Here is a 25,779-nt window from a genome sequence, read left to right as displayed (position 1 = left end):
AGGAATTAATGATGGAATTAAAGGGAATTCACCACGTTTCAGCTATTACAGCCAAAGCAGGAGAGAATTTTTCATTTTATACAAAAGTACTGGGGCTTCGTCTCATTAAGAAAACGGTCAATCAAGATGACACTTCCGTCTATCATTTATTTTATGGTGATGAAGTGGGAAATCCGGGCACCGAATTGACCTTTTTCGAAATCCCGATGGCTGCCCGCAATCATGATGGGAATAACAGCATCTCTTCCCTCTCTTTAAGAGTTCCAGATGACGCTGCATTGGAATACTGGAAAAAACGTTTTACAGAGTTCAATGTGGAACAAGAAGAAATCAAAGAAAGAGCCGGACGACAAACATTGGCTTTCAGAGATTTTGAGGGCCAGCGCTTCCAGTTGGTTTCTGATGAAAATGATCATGGTGTCAAAGGCGGCACTCCATGGGAGAAAAGCCCGATTCCAATGGAATATGCCATTCGCGGATTGGGTCCAGTCAAATTGACCGTTCCTTTTGGGGAACCTACTGCAGGAGTCCTCACCGAGATTATGGGGTTCCGTTTTAAAGGATCATATTCTGCTGAAGTTGAAGGACAGATGGATATTCAAGTATTTGAGACAGGAAAAGGCGAAAGCGGCGCTGAAATCCATATCGAAGTCCGCAACGATCTTCCACATGAAAGACAAGGCAGAGGCGGGGTCCACCATGTAGCATTCCGGGTTGAAGATGAAGAGGAGCTCCGTAAATGGATTGAACATATCCGCAGCTCTCGTTTCCCTAACTCTGGTTTCGTCGACCGCTTTTACTTCAAATCCCTTTATTTCAGGGAACCGAATGGCATTCTATTTGAACTGGCAACTGATGGACCGGGATTTGCAACAGATGAGGATTTGGAACATCTAGGTGAATCGTTGGCACTGCCGCCATTTTTAGAACCGCACCGTGAAAGTATTGAAGCAAAATTAAAACCGCTTGATACAATATCAGAATAGGAGGGATCTCAAGTGAAGCATCTATTTAAACAAGGTACGAATCCTGATGCTCCGGTCTTGCTGCTGCTCCATGGGACAGGAGGAACAGAGCATGATCTTCTGACGATTGGAAGTATGATTTCTGAGGGATCCTCCATTTTGAGCGTCCGAGGGAACGTGTCAGAAAATGGTATGCCCCGCTTTTTCCGACGTCTGTCGGAAGGCGTATTCGATGAGGAAGACTTGATTTTTCGTACAAAAGAGCTGAATGAATTTCTGGATGAAAGTTCAAAAACATATGCATTTGATCGGAAAAATGTGATTGCTGTTGGCTACTCCAACGGTGCCAACATTGCCGGAAGCCTGCATTTTCATTTCAAAGATGCACTTAAAGGATCCATCCTTTTTCATCCGATGGTTCCAAGAAGGGGAATTGAACTCCCGGATCTGAAGGGAACACCTATATTCATCGGGGCAGGAACGAATGATCCTTTGATCCCGGCAGCAGAAACGGAAGAACTGGCAAAGTTCTTAACAGATGCCGGAGCTAATGTGAAAACTCATTGGGAACAACAGGGTCATCAACTGACTGGCGGCGAGGTTCAAGCTGCAAAAGAATGGCTTCGATCTTTATAGAATCATCATGTTCCAGTCAATTTGAAATAAAACCTTCTCAAATGAAATACGCTTGAAAAAGGTCTATACTAAATTCATCTGATGGTGAAGGAGAGTATAGAATTGGAAAATAATATAAAAGTACGTGAAGCAATTTGGGAAACTGTAGATGGACTCGATGAGGAGCAGCTGAATACACGTCCCGAACCTGAGAGCTGGAGCATCATGGAAGTGTTGGAACATCTTTATTTAATGGAGGTAGTCCTGACGAAAGGGATGATGAAGCAGCTGGAAAGCGGGGAGGAGAAGGAAGCGGAAGATAAACCGATTCAACTGACTGTCGATCGAAGCAGAAAAGTGGATGCGCCATCACATGTCCAGCCGACAGGAGAGGTCAAATCGCTTGATGATATGAAAGAAAATTTAGCGTCTTCAAGGGAAATGCTGTTGGATTTTGCGAACAATGCCGACCAAGAAAAATTAAAGCAGAAAGCGATGCCTCATCCCGTCTTTGGCATGATGAGCCTTGACCAGTGGATTCCTTTCATTGGCTACCATGAAGAAAGACATCGTCTTCAAATAGAAGAGATTAAACAAAAATTAGTAGTAAAATAATTTAAGAAAAGACGCAGCCGGAATATTCGACTGCGTCTTTTACTATTTGCTATAAAAGTTTTCGGTGTAATATGGCTGGGATTGATCTCCGAAAGCCACTCCGACACCGAGATATTCGAAATCCTTCTGCAGGATGTTTTTCCTGTGGCCAAGGGAGTTCATCAGACCTTCATGTGCGAAGATGCTGCTGTTCTGGCCATAGGCAAGGTTCTCCCCGGCAGCAAGAAAGTAGATATCGTCTTCATGCATGCGGTCAAATGGGGACTGCCCCTTTGGATTGGTGTGGTCGAAGTATTGATTTTCTGCCATATCTTCACTATGTTTCAGTGCTGTCTTTTGAACATGTTCATCCCAGGTCAAGTATGGGAGACCATGTTCCACCCTTGCAGCATTTGTAAGGTCGAATAGCTGGTACTCAAACCCTTTTTCAAGTGAGCTGCTTGGTGTGGTATAATACTGATTTTTGTCCTGCTCCAGTTTTTGATCGATGATTTGAATAGCAGTCACGGTATTCTGTTCATGTTTATCATAAAAAATGGTTACATAGCTGTTATCCATATGGTAAACATCATATTCCCCGTTTGATTCAATTTTGTAGAATACGAGTCCTTTCCTCATTTCGGACATCGGCTTCCCTAATTTCTCCCTTACCGAATCCCTCGGACTGCCGATTTTGATTCCAGTCTTTGATGAAAGAAGGTCCTGATCGGTATAAAGTGCATTTACTTTTCCGCCAGAATCATAGGATATCATCATGAAATTCTGGTAATTTTGATGATAGGCATTCCAATGAGTGCCATATTCGTTTTCGGTGCTGCGCTTAGGTGCGCCAACTGTTTGTTCCACATTTTGTTTCGTATCGCCAAGTTCTATATTATAGACGGAGAATGTCTGATTTTCTGGTTTTGCTAAATCAGGCTTCTCTGCTTTCGCCGTATCCTGATTCTGAACATCCGCATTCATTAAATCTTTTATTTCAAGCGTCAGCTGCTTCCATTGCACCTTAGCATTTTCCAATGCTTCTGCTGTGGCCGGATCATTTTTAATGGCATCGAAACGTGAAGTGATCGGCTCTAATTCCTTTGAATGAAGAAGCTGCTCCATCTTGCCTTCCCACATGGGCTTTGTCATAAATAGTACAACAATTACTACAAGTGCTGAAAAAAATCTGCGCAAATAATCTACCTCCAATCTATCCATCATTGTAACCCAATTTTTTTTGTCAGATAAGGATACAGGAGCCTTATTCTAAAAAAGATTGCTGGGTTCTTTTCCTTTTCCCGGGAAGGGAAACTCTAAACAGCTTGTCGTTAGCAACATTCAATCAGCCAGGGAATATGATGGGAGGAAAGAAGGTGGAGGTGACGTCATGGCAGTGGTTAAAGCAAAGCCAGCTGACATCAATTTATTGGCAAGGCTGTTGAGGGCAGAAGCCGAAGGGGAAGGAAGAAAAGGAATGCTTCTCGTCGGAAATGTAGGGATCAACAGGGTAAGGGCAAATTGCTCCGATTTCAAAGGGCTGAGGACAATTCCACAGATGGTCTATCAGCCGCACGCATTTGAGGCGGTTCAAAAAGGCTATTTTTATCAAAGGGCAAGGGAAAGCGAAAAAACGTTGGCGAGACGTGTGGTGAAAGGCGAAAGTTTTTGGCCGGCTAAATACAGTCTCTGGTACTTCAGACCGCCAGGAAATTGTCCTTCGACATGGTATGATCAGCCTTACGTTTCCAGATACAAGCTTCACTGCTTCTACGAACCGACAGCAGGAACATGCCAGAATGTCTACAATACATTTTAAAATATCTTTTCAATTTCTTGGAAATGCTTTACAATTAAGGTCGAAAATCGATTAATTTGGGGGCATTGGATTGGAAGGAAAAAATACTATTCATCAAACTCCCTATTCTAATACGGGCTTTTTTTCAGCAAAAACAATGGAGCTCCTTCAAGCGAAAATGAAGCGTAAATCATTCAAAAAGGACGCTTATTTGTTTTTAGAACATGATGAATCACATGAATTGTTCTATGTTCTTGATGGAGGTGTGAAAATTACAAAAACCACTGAAGATGGAAAGGAACTGGTACTCTATACGCTGCATAAAGGAGATCTATTCGGCGAGCTTGGATTGGATGGAGAAACGAAACATCGATTCCAATCAAAAACAACAGCTGATAGTGTGATCGGCGTCATTCCTACTTCTGATATGGAACAAATCATCATCCATAATGGAGAAGCTGCCCTCGAACTTATTAAATGGATGGGGAGGATGAATCAGTTCATCCATTCGAAGCTGCGCGATTTAATGCTCTACGGTAAAAATGGCGCCCTTTCTTCCACCCTTATCAGGCTATCGCATTCTTACGGAAAAATCGTGCCTGAGGGGATCCTGATTAATAAAAAATTAAAGAATAACGAATTGGCCGAAATGATTGGTACATCGAGGGAAACCATTAACCGTATGCTGAACGGCTTGAAGAAAATCCATGTCATAGACTATTGCGGGACAGGGGAAATCATCATTCTGGATATGGAATATTTAAAGCTTCAATGCCATTGTGAAGGGTGCCCCATCGATATTTGCAGAATATAGTATTCGAAAAAACTCGCCGGTGATTACGGCGAGTTTTTTGTTCAGCCTATTAATCTTCTTCAGCAGTATTTATTTCTACCACGATTGTGGTAATGAGTACAATACCCAGTATTGAGACCAGTGTCACCGTAAACATATTCTCATCTCCTACCAAGTTTTATAGCCGATGGACCCCGGAGGTGCATGCTCGATCATATGCATGATTGGAATCGTATAGGCCACAAAAATAAGCGCGAACGAAATGCCGATCCAGATCCACCAGTTTTCGAGAAATCGGGGAGTTCCTGACTGATCGCTTTCTGCCAACGGAAACTCCACTTGATCTTCTCTGTCCAATGCTTTCGGGGAAACGAACATGGACATGGCCACAATATAAATGAGAAGCATGGCAGAAAGGAACAAAATCGATCCGCCGATGGCCATTGTTACATGGTTGGCAACAATACCGTTGAACCATTCAAGTGCTGTTTTTTTTCCATTGTAGCCTGCATAGGACGTTCTCCTTGGAGCACCCATCAGTCCAAGGATATGCTGGGAAGTTGACATGAGAAGCATACCGATCGCCCAAGTGATGATTTGTATGAATGCAAGCTTCTTCAAGGAGTTCGTGAACTTGCGGCCGGTCAGATACGGAACGAGCCAGAATGTCAATCCCATGAATGTCATTGCTACCGGGGTGCCGACCGTAATATGGAAGTGCCCCACTATCCAAAGGGTATTATGGACGACTTCATCGAGCTGGAAGCTTGCATTAATGATACCGCCTGCTCCGCCGGGGATGAAGAATACCATTGCGATGAAAATGGAAGTAAATCGGATATCCTTCCAAGGAAGTTTGGTGAACCACCCGAATAGTCCTTTTCCGCCTTTTTGCCTTCCAGCTGTTTCAAATGTGGCAAACATCGAAAACGCTGTCATCAACGAAGGGATGATAACCATGAATGTCAGGCACGTCTGAAGGAATTTCCAGAATGCCGGTATTCCCGGTTCTACCATTTGGTGGTGGAAACCGACTGGAATGGAAAACAGAATAAATAAGACAAACGCTAAGCGGGCAAGTGAATCACTGAATACTTTTCCGCCGATGATTTTTGGTACTACGGTATACCATGCCATATAGGCAGGCAGTAGCCAAAAATAAACAAGCGGATGGCCGAAGTACCAAAATAGCGTACGGCTGAGTTCGACATTAATGGTTTCGGTCCATCCGAATGCCCAGGGGATAAATTGAAAAACGACCGTTGCGACTACCCCAAGGCAGGCGATGATCCACAATATGATGGTCGATACTGTCATAAATGCAAATAAGGGACTTAAAACGCCTTTATTCCTGCGCTTCCATGAAGCATAGTGGCCCAGGATGGCAAAACCGGCTATCCATGTGCCGATAATGAAGAGGGCAAGACCTACGTAATACCAGCCGCTTGCCTTTAACGGCGCGTAAAATGTATACAGGACAGAGGCTTTGCCGGATATGATCATGACGGTGGCCATTACAGTTCCGATGGTCATGACGTAAAATCCGAGCCAGGAGACGCTGCGAACCTTTGGGCCAAAATCGCCGAGTGTTTTGCTGACGCCTGTTATAAAGAAAGCAAAGATAAAATAGGTAGTGAAAATAAGGGCAAGCAAGACACCGTGTACGGTGAGGATTTGATAATAATCAAGCCATGCAGGAAGCTTTAGGGCATTGTTCCTTATAAAAACCTGCATTAAGCCGCAAAACGTGCCGATGAGAAATGCGAAATATGCAACATTTATATATGAAAGAGCGAGTCGGCGTTCATTTTTATGAATCATGGCTGGTACACCTCGATTTCTGTCTGCATGAATTGATGGCCTGATCCGCAATACTCATTGCAAAGGATCAAATATTTTCCCGGTTTTTGAAATGTGTAGCTTTTTGTATTGATCTGGCCGGGCACTGCCATCATGTTCACTTTTGTATGAATGATTGTAAAACTGTGCGTCACATCAGCACTGGTTACTTTAAATATGATTTCTTTCCCCGCAGGAACCCTTATTTGTGACGGTTTATATCCGAAAGCCATCCCAACAATCGCGACTTGATACCTATTATCATCAAGCTTCACCACTCCTGGGTGATCGAATGGGGGTGTCTGATCGACTTTCTTCGGATCAATGGTCATCATCCCGCCTGCAGGAGTATGGTTTTGCCCGAAAGCATTGATCCCGATGATGGTCAGGAAAAGTATTAATGATAAAATTCCAAATGAGAGCCAAATTTTTTCGTATCGATGTAAATGCATGATTCCACCTGCTTCCTGAATAAATTACCTTTGAAGATAAAAGGCATATACCGAAAACCACATTAACGTGATGATGCCTCCGATCATAAGAACACTGATCAATGTACCAACTAAAGAAACTTCTTTCTCCCGCTTTTCTTTGGCCATAATTTTCACCTCGCTAAACTCTATGCATCAAGCATAATGCTGTACAATGTCTCCATACTGTGACTTTCATCACACTTTTAGAGGTTTATTGGCAGCTGTTAAAAATTTGTCAAATATATTGGATGGCAGAGAAACGCAAAAAATCCCGGATGGGAATCCATCCGGGATGATATGAACTATTATTTTTTTCGTTTTTGGATTTCTTCAGTGACTACAATGGCGAGGTCGTCATTGCCGAAAAGAGAGAGGACGTTCAGCAAGGTTTGATCAGCAATTTCTCCTGCCTCTTCTTTTGGAACAGTGAGTGCCAATGCCTCTTTTAAAGCGGGATTTGCCGCCTGATCCGGGTAGGCTTTCAAGTATAGTTCCTCAGGGGTGAGATCCTGATTGATGCACCACTGGGCAAAAACGAGAATCATCATGTTTTCTTCCCGCTGGTAATTTTGGATGATTTGTTCTTCTAGTTCTTTTTTATTCATTGAATTATTTCTCCTTTTTCGCTGCTATCGTTATCGTATCAGCAAAAAGTTGTGATGACCAGCCTTCTTTCGTTTATTATTCTTTCAGAGGTGTGTATAATAATGAAAGGTAATGTTACAGGAAAGGACGTGGGTTGCATGGAAATCAAAGACCATACAGCAGAGAAATTGAACGATCCAACAGGCATTTTAGTTGGGGATCGTTACGAATACATATTGAATATCGAAGTGGATGAAGAGGATGAACTTTATTCTGAGCACGGCTTGGGTGTAAAGCTCATTTTGGCTGTGGATGAAAATGGTTCACGCATTGCACAATACCAGCTTTATGAGCAGGTAACAAATAAGTTCTTTGATTTTGGCCTCGAAGAAGACGAGGAAAAAATGTTGAAGGAATACTGCATGGAACACTTACCAGAATGAAGAAATGAAGAAGGTGAACGGATGTTTAAGTCATTCGTTCATCTTCTTTTTTATTTTATTTTAATCCCTTCGGAGGAATAGATGGTGATCACCACTTGTCCCCCTGTAACTTTTGATCGGATGAGAATCGGTTGATTATGCGGGTTTTTGAACGTAAAATCAGGGCCATACCAACTGACGGTTGCATCCCTTTTCGGAGGTACATAAGGAACCTTCCTGCTATGAGAATAACGTTCGAGTATTGTTACGCCTGCCTTATCAACGGCATTGAAAAGTGTCGAGGAAACTTGGCAGATGCCACCTCCGACACCCTCTGAAAGTTCGCCTCGAATAATGATGGGAACCGGCAGATACCCTCTGTCTTTTGTCCGTTTCCCTACAGTTTGATTAAAGGAAAATGTTTCATTCGGAAAGATGACGGTATTGTTGATGGCTGCAGCAGCCAGTTGGATATTATTCGATCTCTCTGCGTTTCCCGGATTGAAGTAGGTAATATAGCGGCCGATCACTTTCGTTTTTATTTGTGAAAGCAGTTCACTGTCCACTTTCGGATATACGGGCTTCAAAGGAATTTCGAATTGCTTCGCACCTTTTTGAAAGTAACTCATAAAGTAGGCTTTCTTGAATTTTCCTGGATCCAAACGATGGCCATTATGTTCGCCCACAAGATTGCCGGAAGCATCAATAAATGCGTTTTGCGGCGGGGTATACACCTTCTTTTCGAGCGTATGAATGTAAAGATTTAATTCATCGTGGTTAATCACTGCGCTATCGAACGGTGCCAGCTGAAAATCTTCCCTTGTGGTTGTGCTTATCGGAAATCCGTCGTGAAGAAGGGTGATCTCTCCGTTATTAACAGGAGCGGATGCGATCGTCAGGGCAAGCGTGAACAACATTTTCATCATTTATCACTCTCCTTGTCGGACTCTTACCCTGCCACTTGTTCAAGCAATGGATCAATATTCACTTTCCATGGCGAAATGGGGGAAGTCCTGATAAGAGTAAAGGAAATGACAGTTGAAGATGATCCGTTTTCTTCACTCAAAATTTTCACTTTCACCGGGACGGATGCATAGAGGGCAGTCTCACTGGCTTTCGCATGGGATAGAACCTCCCATTGAATGTTTTCAAGCTTTTTGAATTCATTCAATTTCTTATTTAAATCCTTTTTATTAGATACAGCGATTTTCCTGGTCAATCCTTTGTCTGCATTTTTGATTGCCACCATGAAGACATTCATCAACTCAGATGGTGGGAGAGATGCGATAAATTCATCGAATCTTCCTGCAGCCTTTAAAATCATCACTTGATGGGCGAGATCAGAACGTTCAGTACTATGCGTTGTACTTCCGGTAAAGTGGATGCAGAAGTGGCCGGGGAAATTATTGGGCAAAGCACCTGCTCCGTGCGGCATTCCGTGCATGGAACCGGCAATCAAGCGGCTAGGAGTCATGATCAGGATGGCCCGTCTTCTCCAGCTCCACTTTCCGCCATAAATGTCCTTCATAATAGCTGTATCCTTGACGGTCAACGGCTGTACATCTGCATGATGAGAACCCGCTCTCCTCTGAACGACAAAACTTTTCCCGCTCTCAATATCAATGACGGTAAAGATGGATTTCCGCGGGAGTGCCTTTTCAACTTCCTCCCAGTGGGGAGCCTCAACTTGAAAGTCGATGGGAGGCGCCTCAGATGCATTTACAGCTTGCGGTATTGTAATGGAAATAAAAATGCAAAAAGCTAAGAACGTATTTTTCATTGATTCATTCAACTCCAACTCATATTCACAAGGATTAGTTTTTACTAAAAATGAAACGGGATAGCATTAAATATTTGGAAAAATCATTCATGAGTATTTGATTGGGAAAAGGAATCATGTTGACTCCCGTCGAATAGGTACATTAACACAGCATTTATCTATCTATCAGGGGGACTCCATGAAAAATAAACCTAACTTTTTAATTGTCATATCATTTGATTGTTTATCAGGTCTGGATTTTCCCGTCTTGGAACAACTGCCGAATTTTAAGGAATTTCTACATAAAGCTTCTTATTCCAAAAATGTTGAATCCATTTATCCTTCTGTCACTTATCCATGCCACGCAACGATAGTGACAGGCAAGCTTCCTAAGAATCATGGGATCATCAATAATACGTTCATACAGCCAGGATGGGAATCTCCGGACTGGTATTGGGAGCGAAAATATATCAAGGGAACAACGCTTTACGATGAAGCAAAAAAAGCAGGGATGAAAACGGCGGCGCTTCTATGGCCAGTCACAGCAAAAGCGGATATCGACTATAACATGCCTGAAATCTTTGCCAATCGGCGCTGGCATAATCAAATACTTGTTTCGTTAATGAATGGCACTCCAATGTATCAGCTTGAGATGAACAAAAAGTTCGGCCATATCCGAAAGGGGCTCAATCAGCCTGCTCTGGATGATTTTGTACTGGAGTCGACTGTCCAGACGATAAAAGACAAAAAGCCAAACCTGCTGCTTGTCCATTTCACCGATTTGGACACACAGCGGCACTATCATGGATTTTCATCTAAAGAGGCTATGGACGCCATAAAACGCCATGATGACCGTCTTGGCCGGATCATCTCCGCATTGAAGGAAGCGGGTATCTTTGAAGAGTCAGCTGTCATTGCTCTGGGGGACCATAGTGCACTCGATGAGTCGAAAGCAATCAAATTGAATGTGCTGCTTCAGAAGAGGGGCTTGCTTACAGCTGATGAAAAAGGAAATGTAAAGGATTGGCGGGTATATTGCAAAAGCTGCGACGGCTCAGCATATATTTATGTAAAAGATGAAAGAGATGATGAAGCGAAAGCCGCTGTAAAACAATTGCTGGACGAGCTGATGAAGGAAAGAGAGAACGGAATCGAAAATGTCCTTACAGGTGAAGAAGCCGCAAAGACAGGAGCAGATGACAATTGTGTTTTCATGATTGAGGCTTTGAAGGGATATTATTTTTCAGAAGCGATTACGGGCCATTATCTTGAAGATATCCGGGAACAGGATGTAAAAGAAAAAATATATACGTATGCCTGCCACGGTTATTCACCATGGAAACCCGATTATCAAACGATTTTCATGGCTTCAGGTAAAGGAATCAAACCGAACAAGGTAATTGATCATATGAGGCTGATCGATGAGGGGCCAACATTAGCCCGCCTGCTGGGATTGGAGATTGGGGAGGTGGACGGCAGGCCAATAGAGGAGCTTCTAGATCTGGAATGAACGGATGGGGAATAGACTACGGTTAATACTAAGGGGGATCATTCCATGAAGAAGTATACAAAAGCAGAAAATAGCTGGGTTATGTATGACTGGGCTAACTCTGCCTATTCAATCATCATCTCCACTGCTGTTTTTCCGCTTTATTACAAGGCTTCGGCAACAAGCGGAGGGGTCAGCGGTTCAAACTCTACTGCCTACTTGGGCTACACAATCGCCATTGCAACTTTTATTTTGGCGATGATTGGGCCCATTCTCGGGACCATTGCCGACTACAAGGGATTAAAAAAGAAATTTTTCATTTTTTTCTTTGCCCTTGGTACGATTTCCACTGCGCTCCTCGCCTTCATACCGGGGGACCACTGGCTGCTGCTTTTAGGGATATACACGCTGACCGTATTAGGTTCTTCAGGTTCAAATGTCTTTTATGATGCCTTCCTTGTCGATGTAGCACCTGAAGAAAAAATGAATCAAGTATCATCCAGAGGGTATGGACTTGGCTATATTGGAAGCACTATTCCATTCTTGCTATCGATTGTCATTATCCTTTTGGCCCAAAAAGAAGTGATTGGCATTACAGCAGGCACTGCAAGCAAAATCGCCTTTTTGATTACGGCTGTCTGGTGGGGTGTCTTCTCCATACCAATACTGAGAAATGTTAAACAAAAATATTATATTGAACGGGAAAAGAATCCTGTTGGCCAAAGCTTCAGAAGGCTCGGCAAAACCTTAAAAGAAATAAGGAAATATAAAGCTTTATTTTTATTCTTGCTCGCTTACTTTTTTTATATTGACGGGGTTGGCACCATCATTACAATGTCCACAGCCTACGGGACAGATCTCGGGATCAGTGCCACCAATCTTCTGATTATTTTGTTTGCCACTCAAGTTGTGGCAGCACCGTTCGCCTTTCTCTATGGCCGCCTGGCAAAAAAATATACCGGCAAAAAAATGCTCTATGTGGGCATAAGCGTATATATCATTGTATGTACGTATGCCTACTTCATGAAAACGACGACAGATTTTTGGATCATCGCCATGCTGGTCGCATCATCCCAAGGCGGAATACAGGCACTCAGCCGGGCGTATTTCGCTAAACTGGTGCCAAAGGAAAATGCCAATGAATTTTTTGGCTTCTATAATATCTTCGGCAAATTTGCTTCAATCATGGGTCCGCTGCTTGTTGGAGCAACGGCACAGATCACAGGGAATTCCAGCAGCGGCGTGTTCAGCTTGATTATTCTATTTATCATAGGAATCACACTCCTGCGTTTCGTGCCGGAAACAAAAGTAGAAGCCCCGCCGGTCGGGGAAATCAAAACAGTATAAAGTACGCCAGACTCCTTATTTAGGGGTCTTTTTTGTTTAAAGCAGACACATGAGCATTAGGGTTGAAATATTATAAAAAACAGTTATACTTAAATCCGACTAAAAAGATAAGAAAAGGAGAGATTTTAGTGAGTGATACAGCGTTGAAAGAAACTTGGAATCAAAAATCAACCACTGTTCTCTCAGACTTGAATCCAATACAAAAACCACATTTGATCATCGGCTTAGCTGCTGCCATCATCTTATTTATTTCTATTGTCGCGGCTGCCGGATGGACGCAGGGGATTATTTTTGTCATCGGCCTTGCACTTGGAGTCACGCTGCTTCATGCACGATTTGGGTTCACTTCTGCATTCCGCCGTCTGATGTCTGTCGGAAATGTACAGGGACTGCAGGCCCACATGGTCATGCTTGCCGTCGCATCAACCCTATTTGCTATCATTTTAGCCACTGGGTTCAGCTTCACCGGAGTAAAGCCTGCAGGATATGTGAGTCCGGTAGGGGTTAGCGTGCTATTTGGTGCATTCTTGTTCGGAATCGGGATGCAGCTTGGAAACGGCTGTGCCTCAGGTACGCTTTACTCGCTTGGAGGAGGATCATCTTCGATGATTTTAACGCTGATTGCGTTTGTTGCAGGTTCTGTTCTTGGAGCCTACAATCTTCCATTCTGGACACAGGAGATGCCTTCGCTTCCAGCGATTTCTCTTGCGACTTCCACTGGATTGGGCTATTTTGGCGCATGGGTCTTGCAAATGGTCGTTTTTGCCCTTATTTATTGGATATGTGTAGCTATTGCCAGAAAGAAAAACCCGCCAATGATGAAGCCACTTCCTACGATCCCAGGCTGGAAAAAGGTATTCCGCGGATCATGGCCATTGATGGCTGCAGGAATTGTCCTTGCTTTGTTGAATGCTTTGACCTTGACTGTACGCGGCAATCCTTGGGGAATCACTTCAGCATTTGCCTTATGGGGTGCGAAAGCGCTAATGGGCATGGGCGTCGATGTCCAAAGCTGGGGCTACTTTGCTGGTGAAAAAGGCGCTGCACTTCATCAGACAGTATTAGCTGACTCTACAAGTGTGTTGAACATTGGGGTCATCCTTGGAGCATTTATCTCAGCATCTCTTCAAGGGACATTTAAGCCAGGGAAAATCAAAGCTGGAGTTGCGGGAGCATCCATCATCGGAGGCATCCTAATGGGATACGGTGCACGTCTTGCATTCGGATGCAACATCGGCGCATACTTCGGCGGCATTGCATCCTTCAGCTTGCATGGCTGGGTATGGATGGTCATGGCGATGCTCGGAACATTCTTTGCCTTGTTCCTTCGTCCATTATTCGGGCTTAAAAATCCCAAGCCAAATGATTCTATTTGTTAAAGAAAGTAATAAAAAAGCGGCGATTGCCGCTTTTTTATTTTGGTATTTAACTTATGTAAAATAAATTACTTTATAGAGTAAAAAAACTATTGCTTTTTAACGTATAATCATTTACTCTAAGAAGTAACAGGAGGTGTAAAATTTGGAAAATCTGAGATTGAATGTTGCTTTGCTGAGAAGAAGAGTTCCGAATCTAACGAGTGCTGCGAAGTCAGTCGGCCTTCGTCCCGCAACCGTTTCGAATCTTTGTACGGGGAAAATCCCTTTAGGAAGGTCTGAAGTCAAAACGTTGGTTGCTCTTGCGGATTTAGCAGAATGTACGTTGGATGAATTGATCATTAGAGGGGAGAAAGTGGAGATGATTGAGACAAAGATCAAGGCGTTGGATTTATTTGCACCTGTAGCAAAAGGGGGAACAATTGGGTTGGTGGCGCGGCCTGGAATGGGCCAGCTGGTCATTTTGCTGGAATTATTCCATCGTTTAAAGAGTGAGGGCTACAAGGCTGTATTTTTAATGCCGGAAGGGAACTATCCGGAATTAGATGACGTGAAAGACTTTGCTGATGTGATTGCCACTTCCATCGATCAAGCATATGAAGAATTGGCACAGCTTGGGAAATCAAATGATGTGTTGTTTGCGGCAGATCGTTCTAATGTGGTGTCTGGCGAAATTTATGACTTGCAGTATCGCCTTCAAGCGATTGGAGTTGATTCCATTACGACGTTCCTGCTCGATCTTACAGGGCAGGCGGTGGATGAAGACTTGCCATATGGTCCTTTGGAAACTTTGCTTCAGTTTGATGCAGATCTCACTGCCCGCCATTTGTTTCCGGCCATCAACCCGATTCAATCGACCTCTTCTGTATTAGAAGGAGCGTTTTTAGACCAGAATCATCTGCTTCTGCAGCAGCGCGCGCAAAAATTGCTTAGACGCTATAGGGAGCTCCGTTCTCTGGTGCAGGTCAGCGGGATGGATCGGCTGCCTGCATCTGAAGTTCAGACTTATAAACGGGGAGAAAGACTTGAAGCGTATTTGACGCAGCCATTTTATACGGCTGAGGCATTTACCGGTCAAAAAGGGGAGTCTGTCAGCATCCAGGAGACATTGGAGGATGTAAGGAAAATCATTGACGGTGCAGCTGATTCGAGGGAATTAGATGAGCTGCAGTATATCGGAAAATTGAATTAAGAGATAGTTAAGGAACAAACGCCATCCGCTCTACTGGATGGCTTTTTTTATGAAGGGAATAAGATTCCGGTGTTCCTTGACAACCAATCTTATGTACGACAGAATTAGTACTATTGGGTCAATTGCTGTTCTAATTGGAAAGTGGATTGACTAAGCTATTTTAATCGGCAACAAAGGTGGATATAGTATGGACACTATGGAATCTAAGAAGTCTTCTTTTTGGCTAATTATGTTAGCTATTTTTTTCGGCAATTTTATGGCGATTTTAAGTACGACAACGATCAATGTTGCATTTCCTATTTTTATCACAGAGTTTCATGCAAACCTTGGATCTGTCCAGTGGATGATGGCCGGTTTTATGCTGGCGACTGGGGTGATCGCTCCAACGGTAGGATTCTTTGGAGATCTATTAAGCTATAAAAGGCTTTATATCATCGCTTTATCAGGATTTACGCTGTTTTCCGGCATGTGCATCATTGCCTGGAATATTGAATCTCTTGTTACATTTAGGATACTTCAAGGTGTATTCAGCGGCGCCATCATCCCAACCACGATGACGATGATTTATCAATTAGTGGAGAAAGAAAGGCAGGCATTCGCGATGAGCCTCTGGAGTTTATCTTCCATGCTGGCACCTGCATTCGGACCGACACTTGGGGGATGGCTGACTGAGTATTTCGGTTGGGAATCCCTGTTTATGCTGAATCTGCCGATCGGAATCGCAGCGATTGTTGCTGCCAGTTTATTTGTTCCTTATTATCGTTTGAATAAAAAAGCTTCGTTTGATTTATTCGGTTTTATCACCGTTATCGCAAGCAGTACTCTGCTCCTGCTTGCATTCAGCGAAGGAAACGCGTGGGGATGGACATCTGTTAAGACTCTTTCCTGCATTGGAATTGGAACAATCTCATTGATTTTATTTATCAGACGGGAACTGACGGTGAGTGAGCCTTTATTGAATTTAAGGGTCTTTAAGTTTAATAGATTCACATACAGTTTGATCATCAACTGTATCATTACGGCATCTCTCTATTCAGGATCCTTCCTGATTCCTATTTTCCTGCAAAACATTCAGCACGAATCGGCTCTTGATACAGCGCTGGTCCTCTTGCCGGGATCTGTTGTGATGGCATTTTCCACACCGATTGTGGGGAAATTGTATTCCAAGATTGGACCTTTTCCATTGATCATGAGCGGAATTATTCTTGTTGGCTTCTCAACATGGGAGCTCAGCCATCTGACACTTCAATCGACTAATCTCTATGTGGCTGGTTGGATGACGCTGCGCTATGTGGGTATTGCATTTGCTTTCATGCCTGTTACAAATGCTGGAATGACAGCCATCCCGAAAGAAAATGCGGGACATGGTTCAGCTGTTACGAATTGGATCAGACAAGCTACCGGAGCCCTTTCCATTGGGGTTTTCAGCTCCATCCTGGCGGCGCGTTCGCTTACACATGGAATGGAACTAAAAGAAAATAACCTGACAGCCCGCTTAGCAGAGCATGCAAAAGCCATGGCAACGAATGATGTCTTTTTAACGGCTTCCATTATATGCGCGCTCGGAGTGCCGATTGTATTCCTCTTGAGAAAGAAGCCGCGTGCACTCAGCACAGGAATGAAATAATTTTCGAAACGTCTGGCCAATGGCCGGGCGTTTTTTCATTAAAGTAAAATATGTCATTTTAAGTCTTGTCTGATTGATTTGGACATATAGTGAAAATAGGAAAATCAGCTTAGAACATAAAAGGAGGATGCTGGCTGTGAATGTTTTTCATTACATTATGGACGAGGCTTTGATTCTGATTCCGGTATTAATGGTGATTGGGAAAATCATCAAAAACACGCCTAAAATCAAAAACTGGGTGATCCCTTATATTTTATTGGTTTTAGGAGTGGTTTTCGCTGGATTGATCATGGGGTTCAGCATGGATTCATTCTTCCAAGGGGTTTTGGTTGCAGGTACGTCCGTTTTTGGCCATCAAATTGTAAAACAGACAATCGAAAAGGTAAATTAATAGATTCGCCAGACTTTTCAAAATTCCCCCTATGTTGGATAATAGAATGAAATGGTTAAGATAGGGGAGTTTTGAATGAACGTAAAAGAAGGATTTGTAGAAGTCACTGGAGGAAAAGTATGGTATCAGCAGAATGAGTCTGCAATGGGAGGTACGCCTGTCATCGTCCTACATGGAGGTCCGGGCTCTTCCCATTACTCGCTGCAAGGATTAAGGGTTCTTGCAGAGGATAGGCCGGTTATTTTTTATGATCAACTTGGATGCGGGAGATCAGATCGACCTGCAAATAATGCTCTATGGACTTTAGATCGTTTTGTGGAAGAATTGGGCCAGCTGAGGGCTGCGTTAAATTTAGAAGAAGTACATATTTTAGGTCACTCTTGGGGGACTACTTTGGCTGCAGCCTATATGCTGACAAAGCCAAAAGGTGTGAAGAGTGTCATTTTTTCCAGTCCATGTTTAAGTGCTCCTTTGTGGGCTGAAGATCAAATGCGAAACAGGGAGCTCTTGCCGGAAGATATTCAGGCTGTGTTGCTGGAATGCGAAAAGAATGGAACAACGGACTCGAAAGCTTATGAGGATGCGACCATTGAATTCAATAAGAGATTTGTATGCCGTCTGGATCCGTTCCCGGAATTTTTGAAAGAGGGAGCCAAATATAAAAATCCGGAAGTCTACAATATCATGTGGGGCCCATCTGAATTTACGGTGACAGGCAATTTGAAAGACTTCGATTGCACTCACAGATTGAAGGAAATCGATGTACCGACGCTCTATACGTGCGGCCGATTCGATGAAGCCACACCTTCTTCTACGGAATACTTCAGCTCCTTGACGCCTGGAGGGAAATTCCATGTGTTTGAAGAAAGTGCACACATGCCTTATTTAGAGGAACAAGAAGAATACATCAAAGTAGTCAGTGAATTTTTGAATAGCATCAACTAATGCCATCCGATTTTGGATGGCCTTTTTCTTGTTGGGCGCTTCCGCATTTTTTGAAACAAACAATTTGCGGGCGGCTCTTCGAAGTGCTATCATTTCGATACAAAACATTAAAGGAGTCCTGAAAAATGTCAAAAGAAGTGGTGCTGAATGACCGCGTATTTCAAGCAAAGGATTTTTCGCATGAAGAGAAGGAAGGAGCTCATCAAATTTCATTCCTTTTTGATGTAACAAGTGAGGAATATCATGATGTGGCGACTTTGCTTTATGAAGGGGCATTTAATGTGGCAGTCCCGGAAAATGGATTATCCTTCAGAGGGTCCATTCAGGAATATTCGACTTCTGTCACGAACTTATACGAAAAAGATCAGGTGGGGGAATATTCATTGACGCTTCTTCAAGTGGAGGGGCAATGAAATTAAGCATCCTGGACCAATCGCCCATTTCATCAAATCAAAGTGCTCAAGATGCCTTGATCGAGTCGATGAAGCTGGCGCAAGCAGGTGAACGGCTTGGGTATAACCGATATTGGATGGCTGAACACCATGATCTTCCCGGTCTCGCCTGCTCTGCACCGGAAGTGGTTCTTGGTTTTATTGGAGCCCATACAAGCCGCATCAGACTTGGGACGGGAGCGGTCCTGCTTCCCTATTATAAGCCGTTCAAGGTCGCGGAGATCCATCATACTTTGGGTACGTTATTTCCAGGAAGGATCGATGTCGGAATTGGACGTGCTCCTGGTGGATCTGCAGAAGCCTCAAATGCCCTCTCTTCCAATTTTCTTGAGGGGGTCTGGAATATGCCGAAAGCCGTCAAAGACCTTGTGGCATTTCTAGATGATGCCTACCAAACGGAAAATGAACATGCTTCACTTTCAGCGTCGCCTGTCCCGCTAGAGGCACCTGTTCCATGGCTGCTGGGAACTTCGAAGAAAAGTGCAGCTCTTGCAGCCGAAAATGGTTTGGCTTATGCCTTCGGTCATTTTATGACAGATGAGGACGGACCGGCCATTGTCAAGAGCTATCGGAAAGCATTCAAGGAGAGGGAGAAGGGACATCAGGCTCAAAGCTTGGCTGCTGTTTCAGCTGTATGTGCAGAAACCGATGAAGAAGCGGAAGACCTTGCATTGAGCAGTATAATTTGGGCAATCCAAAAAAATAAAGGCCGTTTGCCTTCTGTGGAAGAAGCGAAGTCTTATCCACTAAGCAAGGAAGATGAGTTCGCAATCGAGAAAATGAAAACGAAGATGATTATCGGCAATCCAGGAAAAGTAAAAGCACAGTTGGAGGACTTGAAGAGAAATTACCAAACAGATGAAATCATGATTGTGACCAATGTATATTCTCCTGAAGACCGCAGGAAATCATATGAACTGATTGCAAAAGAAGTGCTGCCTGCGAATAGAAAGAACGCCTGAACCAACCACGGATTCAGGCGTTTTTTTATATTTTATCTAAGCTAACCTTCCCTGAGAAGAAAACGGCTCCACCGCCCATGTCCGAAAGGCGGTCGGGGGTCAGAAAGTTGACAAGTTGTTTTTTGCCCGGGGCGTCTGCCCATAATCCTTGTGAGACAACAACGCCTGGCAGAACATTTTCCCCGACGTTTGCTTTCAGATGACACTCTCCCCGGTCATTCCAAAGCTTCACCATTTCCCCATGCTGAATGCCAAGTGCATCGGCATCTTTTTTGTTCAAATGAACACTTGGTTCCTTTTCCAATTCGATATGCTTTTCGTTGTTAGAGAAAGTCGAGTTCAAGAAGTTATGGTTAGGACCCGGCACGAAAAGAAATGGATGATTTTCTTCCACTAATGGGATATATGTGGGAAGGGGTTCATACCCATCCTTTTTCATCGTTTCTGAATAAAGTTCGATTTTCCCGCTTGGGGTTGGCAAATTCCCAGGGAACAGCGGTTTATTATTCGATTTAAGATATTGATGATCTCTAAGTTTTTCAAGACTGATGTCTTCCATATACGAGTTGATTGGTTCGTTCAGGGCATCTTGAATCATTTCTTCATCTGATGCCTTTAATTCTGATTCCTCAAATCCCATCCCTTCAGCCAAGAGCCTGAAGACTTCGGTATTTGATTTGGATTCTCCATAGGCTTCAATGACCGGCTGCTGAATTTGGATGTAATGGTGCCAGTAAGATGTATAGAAATCCGTATTCTCAAAGGATGATGTGGCAGGGAGGACGATGTCTGCATATTTGGCTGTTTCTGTCAGGAACAAATCATGTACAACTGTAAATAAGTCTTCCCGCAGCAATCCTTTACGTACTTTGTTTAATTCCGGAGCCACCACCGCAGGATTTGATCCGTATACATATAGTGACTTCACCGGCGTGTCGAGTTCTGAATCAAGAAGGACTTCCCCAAGGTGATTCATATTGATTTTTCTTGTGTTTTTATCGACAAGCAGATCAGGACGCTGCAATTTGGAAGAATTAAAAGATAAAAAGCCGGAATTTCCTTTTGTTGCTCCGCCTCCTCTATGAAGCCACTGGCCTGTCAAAGCAGGAAGGCAGGAAATGGTGCGAATGCACATGCCGCCGTTATCATGGTGCTGTGGCCCGTTTCCGATCCTGATGAAGGAAGGGGACGTCTCTCCATAAAGCCGCGCAAGTTTCTGGATATCTTCTGCAGGCACCCCTGTGATGGCTGACACTTTTTGGGCATCGTACTGCTCCACATGTTTCCTCAGTTTGTCATGTCCCACTGTATAATTGGCTAAAAAGTCTTCATCAACCATACTTTCATTGAACAAAATATGCATCATACCCAATGCCAATGCGGCATCCGTACCCGGTTTAATAGGGATAAACCAATCAGCGAATCGCCCTGTCTGATTTTTGTGGACATCGATGACGACAATTTTTGCTCCGTTCTTCCTCGCTTTTTGAGCCAAGGAAATCTGATGCATATTTGTGCTGACGGCATTGATTCCCCAAAATATGATCAGCTTAGAGTGAACTGTATCTTCAGGGTCAATCCCAAAACTTCCGCCCATTGTGTATCTGTAGCCTGCAGAACCTGCTGAATTGCAGATCGTGCGGTCCAAAAGGGAGGCACCAAGACGGTGAAAGAATCGACGGTCCATTCCTTCCGCATTGATGTTCCCCATATTCCCGTAAAAGCTGTAAGGAAGGATGCTCTCGGGGCCTTCTTCCTTTATGATTTCTTTCCATCGGTTCGATATGGCATCGATTGCATCCGGCCAGCTGATGCGTTCAAATAATCCTTCGCCTTTTTTACCGATTCGTCTTAGCGGATATTTCAACCGTTTTTCGTCATAAATCCGATGGGTCATGTTCCGCACTTTATTGCAAATATTCCCCTTTGTGACGGGATGATCGGGATCGCCGCTCACCTTTGTGATTTTGCCATCTTCCTTATGGAGAAGGAGGCCGCATTGATCAGGACAGTCCAAAGGACATACAGAAGGGAAAACACCAGTTTTTTCATTTATAAAAGATTTCATACTGTTCCTCCATTTAGGTACAGGAATTTAGGAATATTATTAGAACTATTATAAGAATCATAAAATAATTCGAATAGTGTTGCAATAATGCAATGGTAATAATGAGTGTTTGTAAAGCCAATTTTATGGATTTGGATGGAAAGCGGCAAGAAAGCATCTTTTTGCTTTCCATATTTGTTTAATGAATGTATAATGTTTGTATAATATATCTGACGAGTTGATTAAGAGAGGAGCACTCCATATGCCAAAGCGAATCAACATCATCGGAGCTGGACCAGGCGGCCTTGCTGCAGGAATGATGCTTGCAGGTAAGGGTTATGATGTCCATGTTTTCGAAAAGCATGGCACTGTTGGTGGACGAAATTCGGAACTGCGCCTTGGTGATTATACATTTGATAAAGGCCCGACATTTCTTAGTATGATTCATATAGTGGAAGAATTGTTCCAAGCCTCAGGCAGAAATGTGCATGATTACATGAAGCTTGTGAATCTTGATCCTATGTATGAATTGATTTTTGAAGAAAAAACAATCAGGATGACACGTGACCGTCAAGAGATGAAGCAGCAGATTGAAACCCTTTACCCCGGGAATGGAGAAGGGTACGAGCGCTTTATGGAAGAAACAGCTCGCAAGATGAAGGCACTGACGCCCATTCTCCAAGACAAAATGGACCGCTTCATGCATTATGTTAGGCCGAAAGTCATTAAAGCCGTTCCTGAGCTTGAACTCGGGAAAACCCTCTACGAAGTTCTATCCCGATACTTTACTGCAGAGGAATTAAAACTCGCATTTACTTTCCAATCTAAATATTTGGGGATGTCCCCATGGGAATGTCCCGGTGCATTTTCCATCCTCTCATACATGGAGCATGCCTATGGTGTCTATCATCCAATCGGCGGTGTCAATATGCTGTCCAAGGCCATGGCCAAGGTGCTTCAGGAGCATGGTGGTAAAATTCATTTACATTCAGGAGTCAAGCAGATCTGGACGGAAGGCAGGAGCGTAAAAGGTGTGATTTTAGAAACGGGGGAAAAAGTTGAAGGGGATGAACTGATCATCAACGGAGACTTTTCCCATATAATGACGAAATTGGTGGAGCCGGGATTATTAAGGAAGTATTCAGTAAAGAAACTCCAAAAGAAAAAATACTCCTGTTCTACATTCATGATTTATTTAGGGGTCAATAAAACGTATGAACTCCCCCATCATTCCATTGTTTTTTCAAAGGACTACCAAAAGAATGTCGAGGAAATCACCAAGTCGAAAATCTTATCTATGGATCCCTCAATCTATATTCAAAATGCAAGTGTGACAGATCACACCCTGGCGCCAAAAGGTAAATCCGCCCTTTATATTCTTGCCCCGGTGCCGAATAATTTCAGCCGAATTGATTGGAAAAAAGATAAAGAGAAATTTAGAAAGATTGTACTGGATGCCATTGAAGAGAAAACAGACTTTAAAGGCATCAGAGACCATATCGAAGTGGAACATATCGTTACCCCGGATGATTGGGAACATGATGCAAATGTATATAAAGGGGCCGTTTTTAATCTGGGGCACCAGTTATCCCAAATGATGGTATTCAGGCCGCATAACAAGTTTGAAGAATTAGACCATTGCTGGCTCGTTGGAGGAGGCACCCATCCCGGCAGCGGACTTCCGACCATTTTGGAATCTGCCAGGATTACAGCCAACGGCATCTTGGAAGAAGAGGGAATGGGGCGCATTCCGGTCATGCCTCTTCCTAAAGTGGAGGGAATACTATGAAAACTGCGATCATCGGCGGGGGAATCGGGGGACTGATGTCCGCTCTTATCCTATCCAAAAGAGGGATTGAGGTAGAAATCTTCGAAAAGGACTCCAGACTTGGGGGCAGGCTTCGATTTGTGGAAAGAGATGGGTTCAAAATCGATCAAGGTCCGACGATTGTCCTGCTGCCTGAAATGTTTCAGAATCTATTAGAAGAAGCTGGCATAGATATGAAGAGCTACGAGCTTCTGTTATGCGACCCGCTCTATACCATTCATTTTCCGGATGGTGTTTCTTATACGAAGTATCCGGATGAAGAAAGGCAACTTGAAGAACTGCGCCGGGTGTTCCCGGAAGATGCAGAAAAGTTTCCGGAGTTCATTCGTGATGGGAAAGAGAGGTTCACAGTAGGCAATGAGGCGTTCCTTAGCAAATCTTTTTCCAATCCAAAAAGCTTTTGGACAAAAAGCAATGTCAAAAAGCTTATGAAACTGAAACCCCATCAATCTGTTAACCGTTTGATGGCCAAGTACTTCCAGGATGAAAGATTAAGGATGGCCTATTCCCTTCAGACTTTATATATAGGCGGGGACCCTTTTCATGCTCCTGCCATGTATTCTTTGATTCCGTACAGTGAACACGCTCACGGAATCTACTATCTAAAAGGCGGCTATGCCAACCTGGTTGATATTTTTAAAAAAGAAATTGAAAAACGGAATATTCCCGTCCACTTAAACTGTCCAGTCACTTCCATTCTTTTAGACAAACAGGAAGTGAAAGGGATTGAAACGAAATTCGGCCAAAAAACATATGATGCCGTCATTTATAACGGAGATTTTCCGAACCTAGAAGAATTAATGGATGTTCCCGGCAAGAGAGCTTATACACCATCTTCCGGATGTGTCCTTCTATATTTTGGCCTTAATAGAATATACAAACAGGCCAATGTGCATCAATTTTTTATCGGGCAGTCCTTCGACAGTCATATGAAAGCTGTTTTTGAACAAAAATCAATTCCGGAAGATCCGGCTTTTTATACTTTTCACCCTTCTATCATCGATGATTCGCTGGCTCCGGAAGGAAAAGGCGTCCTTTATACTTTGATACCTGTTCCGTCAGACACCGAAATCGATTGGAAGAATCAGAAGGAATGGATTGATCAAATCATTGATCGCTTGGAGAAGGGAGTATTTCCCGGTCTACGGAATGCCATTGAGTGGATGGAGATGTATACGCCAAAAGAGGCAGAAGCATTCGGTTTGTATAAAGGAGGAAGCTTTGGGATTGCGCCATCCTTGTTCCAGTCAGGAGTCTTCAGGCCTCAGGTGAAAAGTAAGACCTATAACAACCTTTATGCTGTAGGGGCATCCATTCACCCGGGAGGCGGCATTCCCATTGTCATGCAAGGAGCAAAATTGTTGGCAGATGAGCTGATAAAAGATCAAGTTCAAAGAGGAGGTCGAAGGAACCATGCATAGAATAGATGAAGCGTATGACTATTGTGAAAAAGTGATTGCCAGGCATTCCAAAACGTTCTATAAAGCATTTTCATTATTACCGAAAGAAGATCGGAAAGCTGTTTGGGCAGTTTACGCTTTTTGCCGCACGGCGGATGATATTGTCGATGAAGGAAAAAGCCCTGTTTTGGAATTGAATGCGTTCGCTTTTGAATTCGAAAGGTTCCTAAAAAGTGAATTTGATCCTGCTAACGGCATGTGGCTGGCATTGTCCGATGTGTTTTCACGCTATGAAATGGATGTACAGGCTTTTCGGGATATGCTTGAAGGCCAAAAGATGGATTTGACCATCAACCGCTATCAAACGATGGACCAATTATTGAACTATTCCTACCATGTAGCCGGCACAGTTGGATTGATGCTTCTGCCGATCCTTGCTCCGAAAAAAGCAAAGGATCTCAAGAAAGACGCCATAGCACTGGGCCTTGCCATGCAGGTGACAAACATTCTTCGAGATGTAGGGGAAGATCTTGAAAGGGACCGCATCTATCTACCACAGGACATCATGGATTTTTATAGTGTGAAGGAAGAGGACTTAATGGAAGGAATAGTGAACAAAGGTTTCATCGAGTTATGGGAGCATTTAGCGGAAGAAGCAGAGAGACTTTACCAGCAAGCTTTTTCCACAATGAATGAATATCCGCTTCATTCACGTATTCCGGTTTATGGGGCTGGTAAACTGTATAGGGAAATTCTCTCTACTGTAAGGTCGAAGCAGTATCAGGTATTTGGTGAAAAGCATTATGTATCGGATGATAAGAAGAAAGCGATATTAGCAAGTATTTGACGGACATTTTTATGTATGGAGCTTATCAAATGA

General features: G+C 43.4%; 26 protein-coding genes. 18 read left to right on the top strand and 8 right to left on the bottom strand.

Annotated elements, in window-relative coordinates; all coding sequences use genetic code 11:
• Positions 1-11: 11 nt before the first annotated feature.
• The 3 genes from DFR59_RS06090 (at position 12) to DFR59_RS06080 (ending at position 2,195) form a co-directional block, all read left to right on the top strand.
• Complete coding sequence (locus DFR59_RS06090) at positions 12-986, top strand: ring-cleaving dioxygenase (protein ID WP_114744704.1); 975 nt, start codon at positions 12-14, stop codon at positions 984-986.
• A 12-nt stretch (positions 987-998) separates the two neighbouring features.
• Positions 999-1,601 (top strand): alpha/beta hydrolase, encoded by a 603-nt coding sequence (locus DFR59_RS06085; RefSeq protein WP_114744703.1) that lies wholly within the window; start codon positions 999-1,001, stop codon positions 1,599-1,601.
• A 102-nt stretch (positions 1,602-1,703) separates the two neighbouring features.
• Complete coding sequence (locus DFR59_RS06080; RefSeq protein WP_245948392.1) at positions 1,704-2,195, top strand: DinB family protein; 492 nt, start codon at positions 1,704-1,706, stop codon at positions 2,193-2,195.
• A gap of 42 nt (positions 2,196-2,237) precedes the next feature.
• Here DFR59_RS06080 and DFR59_RS06075 read toward each other — a convergent pair whose 3' ends face one another.
• Positions 2,238-3,371, bottom strand: coding sequence for a CAP domain-containing protein (locus tag DFR59_RS06075; protein WP_245948391.1), 1,134 nt, complete (start codon positions 3,369-3,371; stop codon positions 2,238-2,240).
• A 193-nt stretch (positions 3,372-3,564) separates the two neighbouring features.
• Between DFR59_RS06075 and DFR59_RS06070 the strand changes: the two genes are divergently transcribed.
• Positions 3,565-3,993 (top strand): cell wall hydrolase, encoded by a 429-nt coding sequence (locus DFR59_RS06070; protein WP_114744837.1) that lies wholly within the window; start codon positions 3,565-3,567, stop codon positions 3,991-3,993.
• Between the two features lie 70 nt (positions 3,994-4,063).
• Entirely contained in the window at positions 4,064-4,786 is a 723-nt protein-coding gene (locus DFR59_RS06065) for a Crp/Fnr family transcriptional regulator (protein ID WP_114744700.1), read from the top strand.
• A 147-nt stretch (positions 4,787-4,933) separates the two neighbouring features.
• Here DFR59_RS06065 and DFR59_RS06060 read toward each other — a convergent pair whose 3' ends face one another.
• The 4 genes from DFR59_RS06060 to DFR59_RS06045 form a co-directional block, all read right to left on the bottom strand.
• On the bottom strand, positions 4,934-6,586 hold the full coding sequence (locus DFR59_RS06060) for a b(o/a)3-type cytochrome-c oxidase subunit 1 (protein WP_114744699.1): 1,653 nt from the start codon (positions 6,584-6,586) through the stop codon (positions 4,934-4,936).
• On the bottom strand, positions 6,583-7,056 hold the full coding sequence (locus DFR59_RS06055) for a cytochrome c oxidase subunit II (protein ID WP_114744698.1): 474 nt from the start codon (positions 7,054-7,056) through the stop codon (positions 6,583-6,585). Before DFR59_RS06055 ends, DFR59_RS06060 begins: the two co-directional genes overlap by 4 nt.
• 24 nt (positions 7,057-7,080) lie before the next feature.
• Positions 7,081-7,203, bottom strand: coding sequence for a cytochrome C oxidase subunit II (locus tag DFR59_RS06050; RefSeq protein WP_114744697.1), 123 nt, complete (start codon positions 7,201-7,203; stop codon positions 7,081-7,083).
• A gap of 179 nt (positions 7,204-7,382) precedes the next feature.
• Positions 7,383-7,682: a hypothetical protein gene (locus DFR59_RS06045; protein WP_114744696.1), complete on the bottom strand. Its 300-nt coding sequence runs from the start codon at positions 7,680-7,682 to the stop codon at positions 7,383-7,385.
• Positions 7,683-7,784: 102 nt separating this feature from the next.
• Between DFR59_RS06045 and DFR59_RS06040 the strand changes: the two genes are divergently transcribed.
• Positions 7,785-8,105: a DUF6509 family protein gene (locus DFR59_RS06040; RefSeq protein WP_342768310.1), complete on the top strand. Its 321-nt coding sequence runs from the start codon at positions 7,785-7,787 to the stop codon at positions 8,103-8,105.
• Between the two features lie 50 nt (positions 8,106-8,155).
• On the opposite strand, the gene DFR59_RS06035 is transcribed toward DFR59_RS06040, so the two are convergent.
• Positions 8,156-9,010, bottom strand: coding sequence for a VanW family protein (locus tag DFR59_RS06035; protein ID WP_114744695.1), 855 nt, complete (start codon positions 9,008-9,010; stop codon positions 8,156-8,158).
• A 23-nt stretch (positions 9,011-9,033) separates the two neighbouring features.
• Entirely contained in the window at positions 9,034-9,864 is an 831-nt protein-coding gene (locus DFR59_RS20320; RefSeq protein WP_211318525.1) for a hypothetical protein, read from the bottom strand.
• Between the two features lie 178 nt (positions 9,865-10,042).
• On the opposite strand from DFR59_RS20320, the gene DFR59_RS06025 reads away from it, so the two are divergent.
• The 9 genes from DFR59_RS06025 to DFR59_RS05985 all read left to right on the top strand — a co-directional run bounded on the left by DFR59_RS06025 (position 10,043) and on the right by DFR59_RS05985 (position 19,624).
• Positions 10,043-11,353: an alkaline phosphatase family protein gene (locus tag DFR59_RS06025; protein ID WP_114744694.1), complete on the top strand. Its 1,311-nt coding sequence runs from the start codon at positions 10,043-10,045 to the stop codon at positions 11,351-11,353.
• 45 nt (positions 11,354-11,398) lie between these two features.
• On the top strand, positions 11,399-12,679 hold the full coding sequence (locus DFR59_RS06020; RefSeq protein ID WP_114744693.1) for an MFS transporter: 1,281 nt from the start codon (positions 11,399-11,401) through the stop codon (positions 12,677-12,679).
• 128 nt (positions 12,680-12,807) lie between these two features.
• Positions 12,808-14,058: a YeeE/YedE family protein gene (locus tag DFR59_RS06015; RefSeq protein ID WP_170137264.1), complete on the top strand. Its 1,251-nt coding sequence runs from the start codon at positions 12,808-12,810 to the stop codon at positions 14,056-14,058.
• A gap of 142 nt (positions 14,059-14,200) precedes the next feature.
• Entirely contained in the window at positions 14,201-15,247 is a 1,047-nt protein-coding gene (locus DFR59_RS06010) for an ATP synthase beta subunit C-terminal domain-containing protein (protein WP_114744692.1), read from the top strand.
• A 187-nt stretch (positions 15,248-15,434) separates the two neighbouring features.
• Entirely contained in the window at positions 15,435-16,874 is a 1,440-nt protein-coding gene (locus DFR59_RS06005; protein ID WP_114744691.1) for an MDR family MFS transporter, read from the top strand.
• A gap of 136 nt (positions 16,875-17,010) precedes the next feature.
• Positions 17,011-17,265, top strand: coding sequence for a phage holin family protein (locus DFR59_RS06000; protein ID WP_245948390.1), 255 nt, complete (start codon positions 17,011-17,013; stop codon positions 17,263-17,265).
• Positions 17,266-17,340: 75 nt separating this feature from the next.
• Positions 17,341-18,210: a proline iminopeptidase-family hydrolase gene (locus tag DFR59_RS05995; RefSeq protein ID WP_114744689.1), complete on the top strand. Its 870-nt coding sequence runs from the start codon at positions 17,341-17,343 to the stop codon at positions 18,208-18,210.
• Positions 18,211-18,335: 125 nt separating this feature from the next.
• Positions 18,336-18,623, top strand: coding sequence for a DUF3219 family protein (locus tag DFR59_RS05990; protein ID WP_114744688.1), 288 nt, complete (start codon positions 18,336-18,338; stop codon positions 18,621-18,623).
• The gene (locus DFR59_RS05985; RefSeq protein ID WP_114744687.1) at positions 18,620-19,624 is read left to right on the top strand and encodes an LLM class flavin-dependent oxidoreductase; all 1,005 of its coding nucleotides are present in this window, start codon (positions 18,620-18,622) and stop codon (positions 19,622-19,624) included. Before DFR59_RS05990 ends, DFR59_RS05985 begins: the two co-directional genes overlap by 4 nt.
• Positions 19,625-19,649: 25 nt before the next feature.
• On the opposite strand, the gene DFR59_RS05980 is transcribed toward DFR59_RS05985, so the two are convergent.
• The gene (locus tag DFR59_RS05980; protein ID WP_114744686.1) at positions 19,650-21,692 is read right to left on the bottom strand and encodes a molybdopterin oxidoreductase family protein; all 2,043 of its coding nucleotides are present in this window, start codon (positions 21,690-21,692) and stop codon (positions 19,650-19,652) included.
• Between the two features lie 241 nt (positions 21,693-21,933).
• Between DFR59_RS05980 and DFR59_RS05975 the strand changes: the two genes are divergently transcribed.
• The 3 genes from DFR59_RS05975 to DFR59_RS05965 are packed head-to-tail and all read left to right on the top strand — an operon-like array spanning position 21,934 to position 25,746.
• The gene (locus tag DFR59_RS05975) at positions 21,934-23,460 is read left to right on the top strand and encodes a phytoene desaturase family protein (protein ID WP_114744685.1); all 1,527 of its coding nucleotides are present in this window, start codon (positions 21,934-21,936) and stop codon (positions 23,458-23,460) included.
• The gene (locus tag DFR59_RS05970; RefSeq protein ID WP_114744684.1) at positions 23,457-24,920 is read left to right on the top strand and encodes a phytoene desaturase family protein; all 1,464 of its coding nucleotides are present in this window, start codon (positions 23,457-23,459) and stop codon (positions 24,918-24,920) included. The genes DFR59_RS05975 and DFR59_RS05970 overlap by 4 nt, the downstream gene beginning before the upstream one ends.
• A complete protein-coding gene (locus DFR59_RS05965; RefSeq protein WP_114744683.1) occupies positions 24,913-25,746 on the top strand; it encodes a phytoene/squalene synthase family protein in 834 nt (277 codons plus the stop codon). Before DFR59_RS05970 ends, DFR59_RS05965 begins: the two co-directional genes overlap by 8 nt.
• Positions 25,747-25,779: the final 33 nt, after the last annotated feature.

Origin of the sequence: Falsibacillus pallidus (genome assembly GCF_003350505.1) — a bacterium.
GTDB lineage: Bacteria > Bacillota > Bacilli > Bacillales > DSM-25281 > Falsibacillus > Falsibacillus pallidus.
The sequence above is the reverse complement of the archived record's forward strand: the minus strand, read 5'-3'. Positions and strand labels throughout refer to the sequence as shown.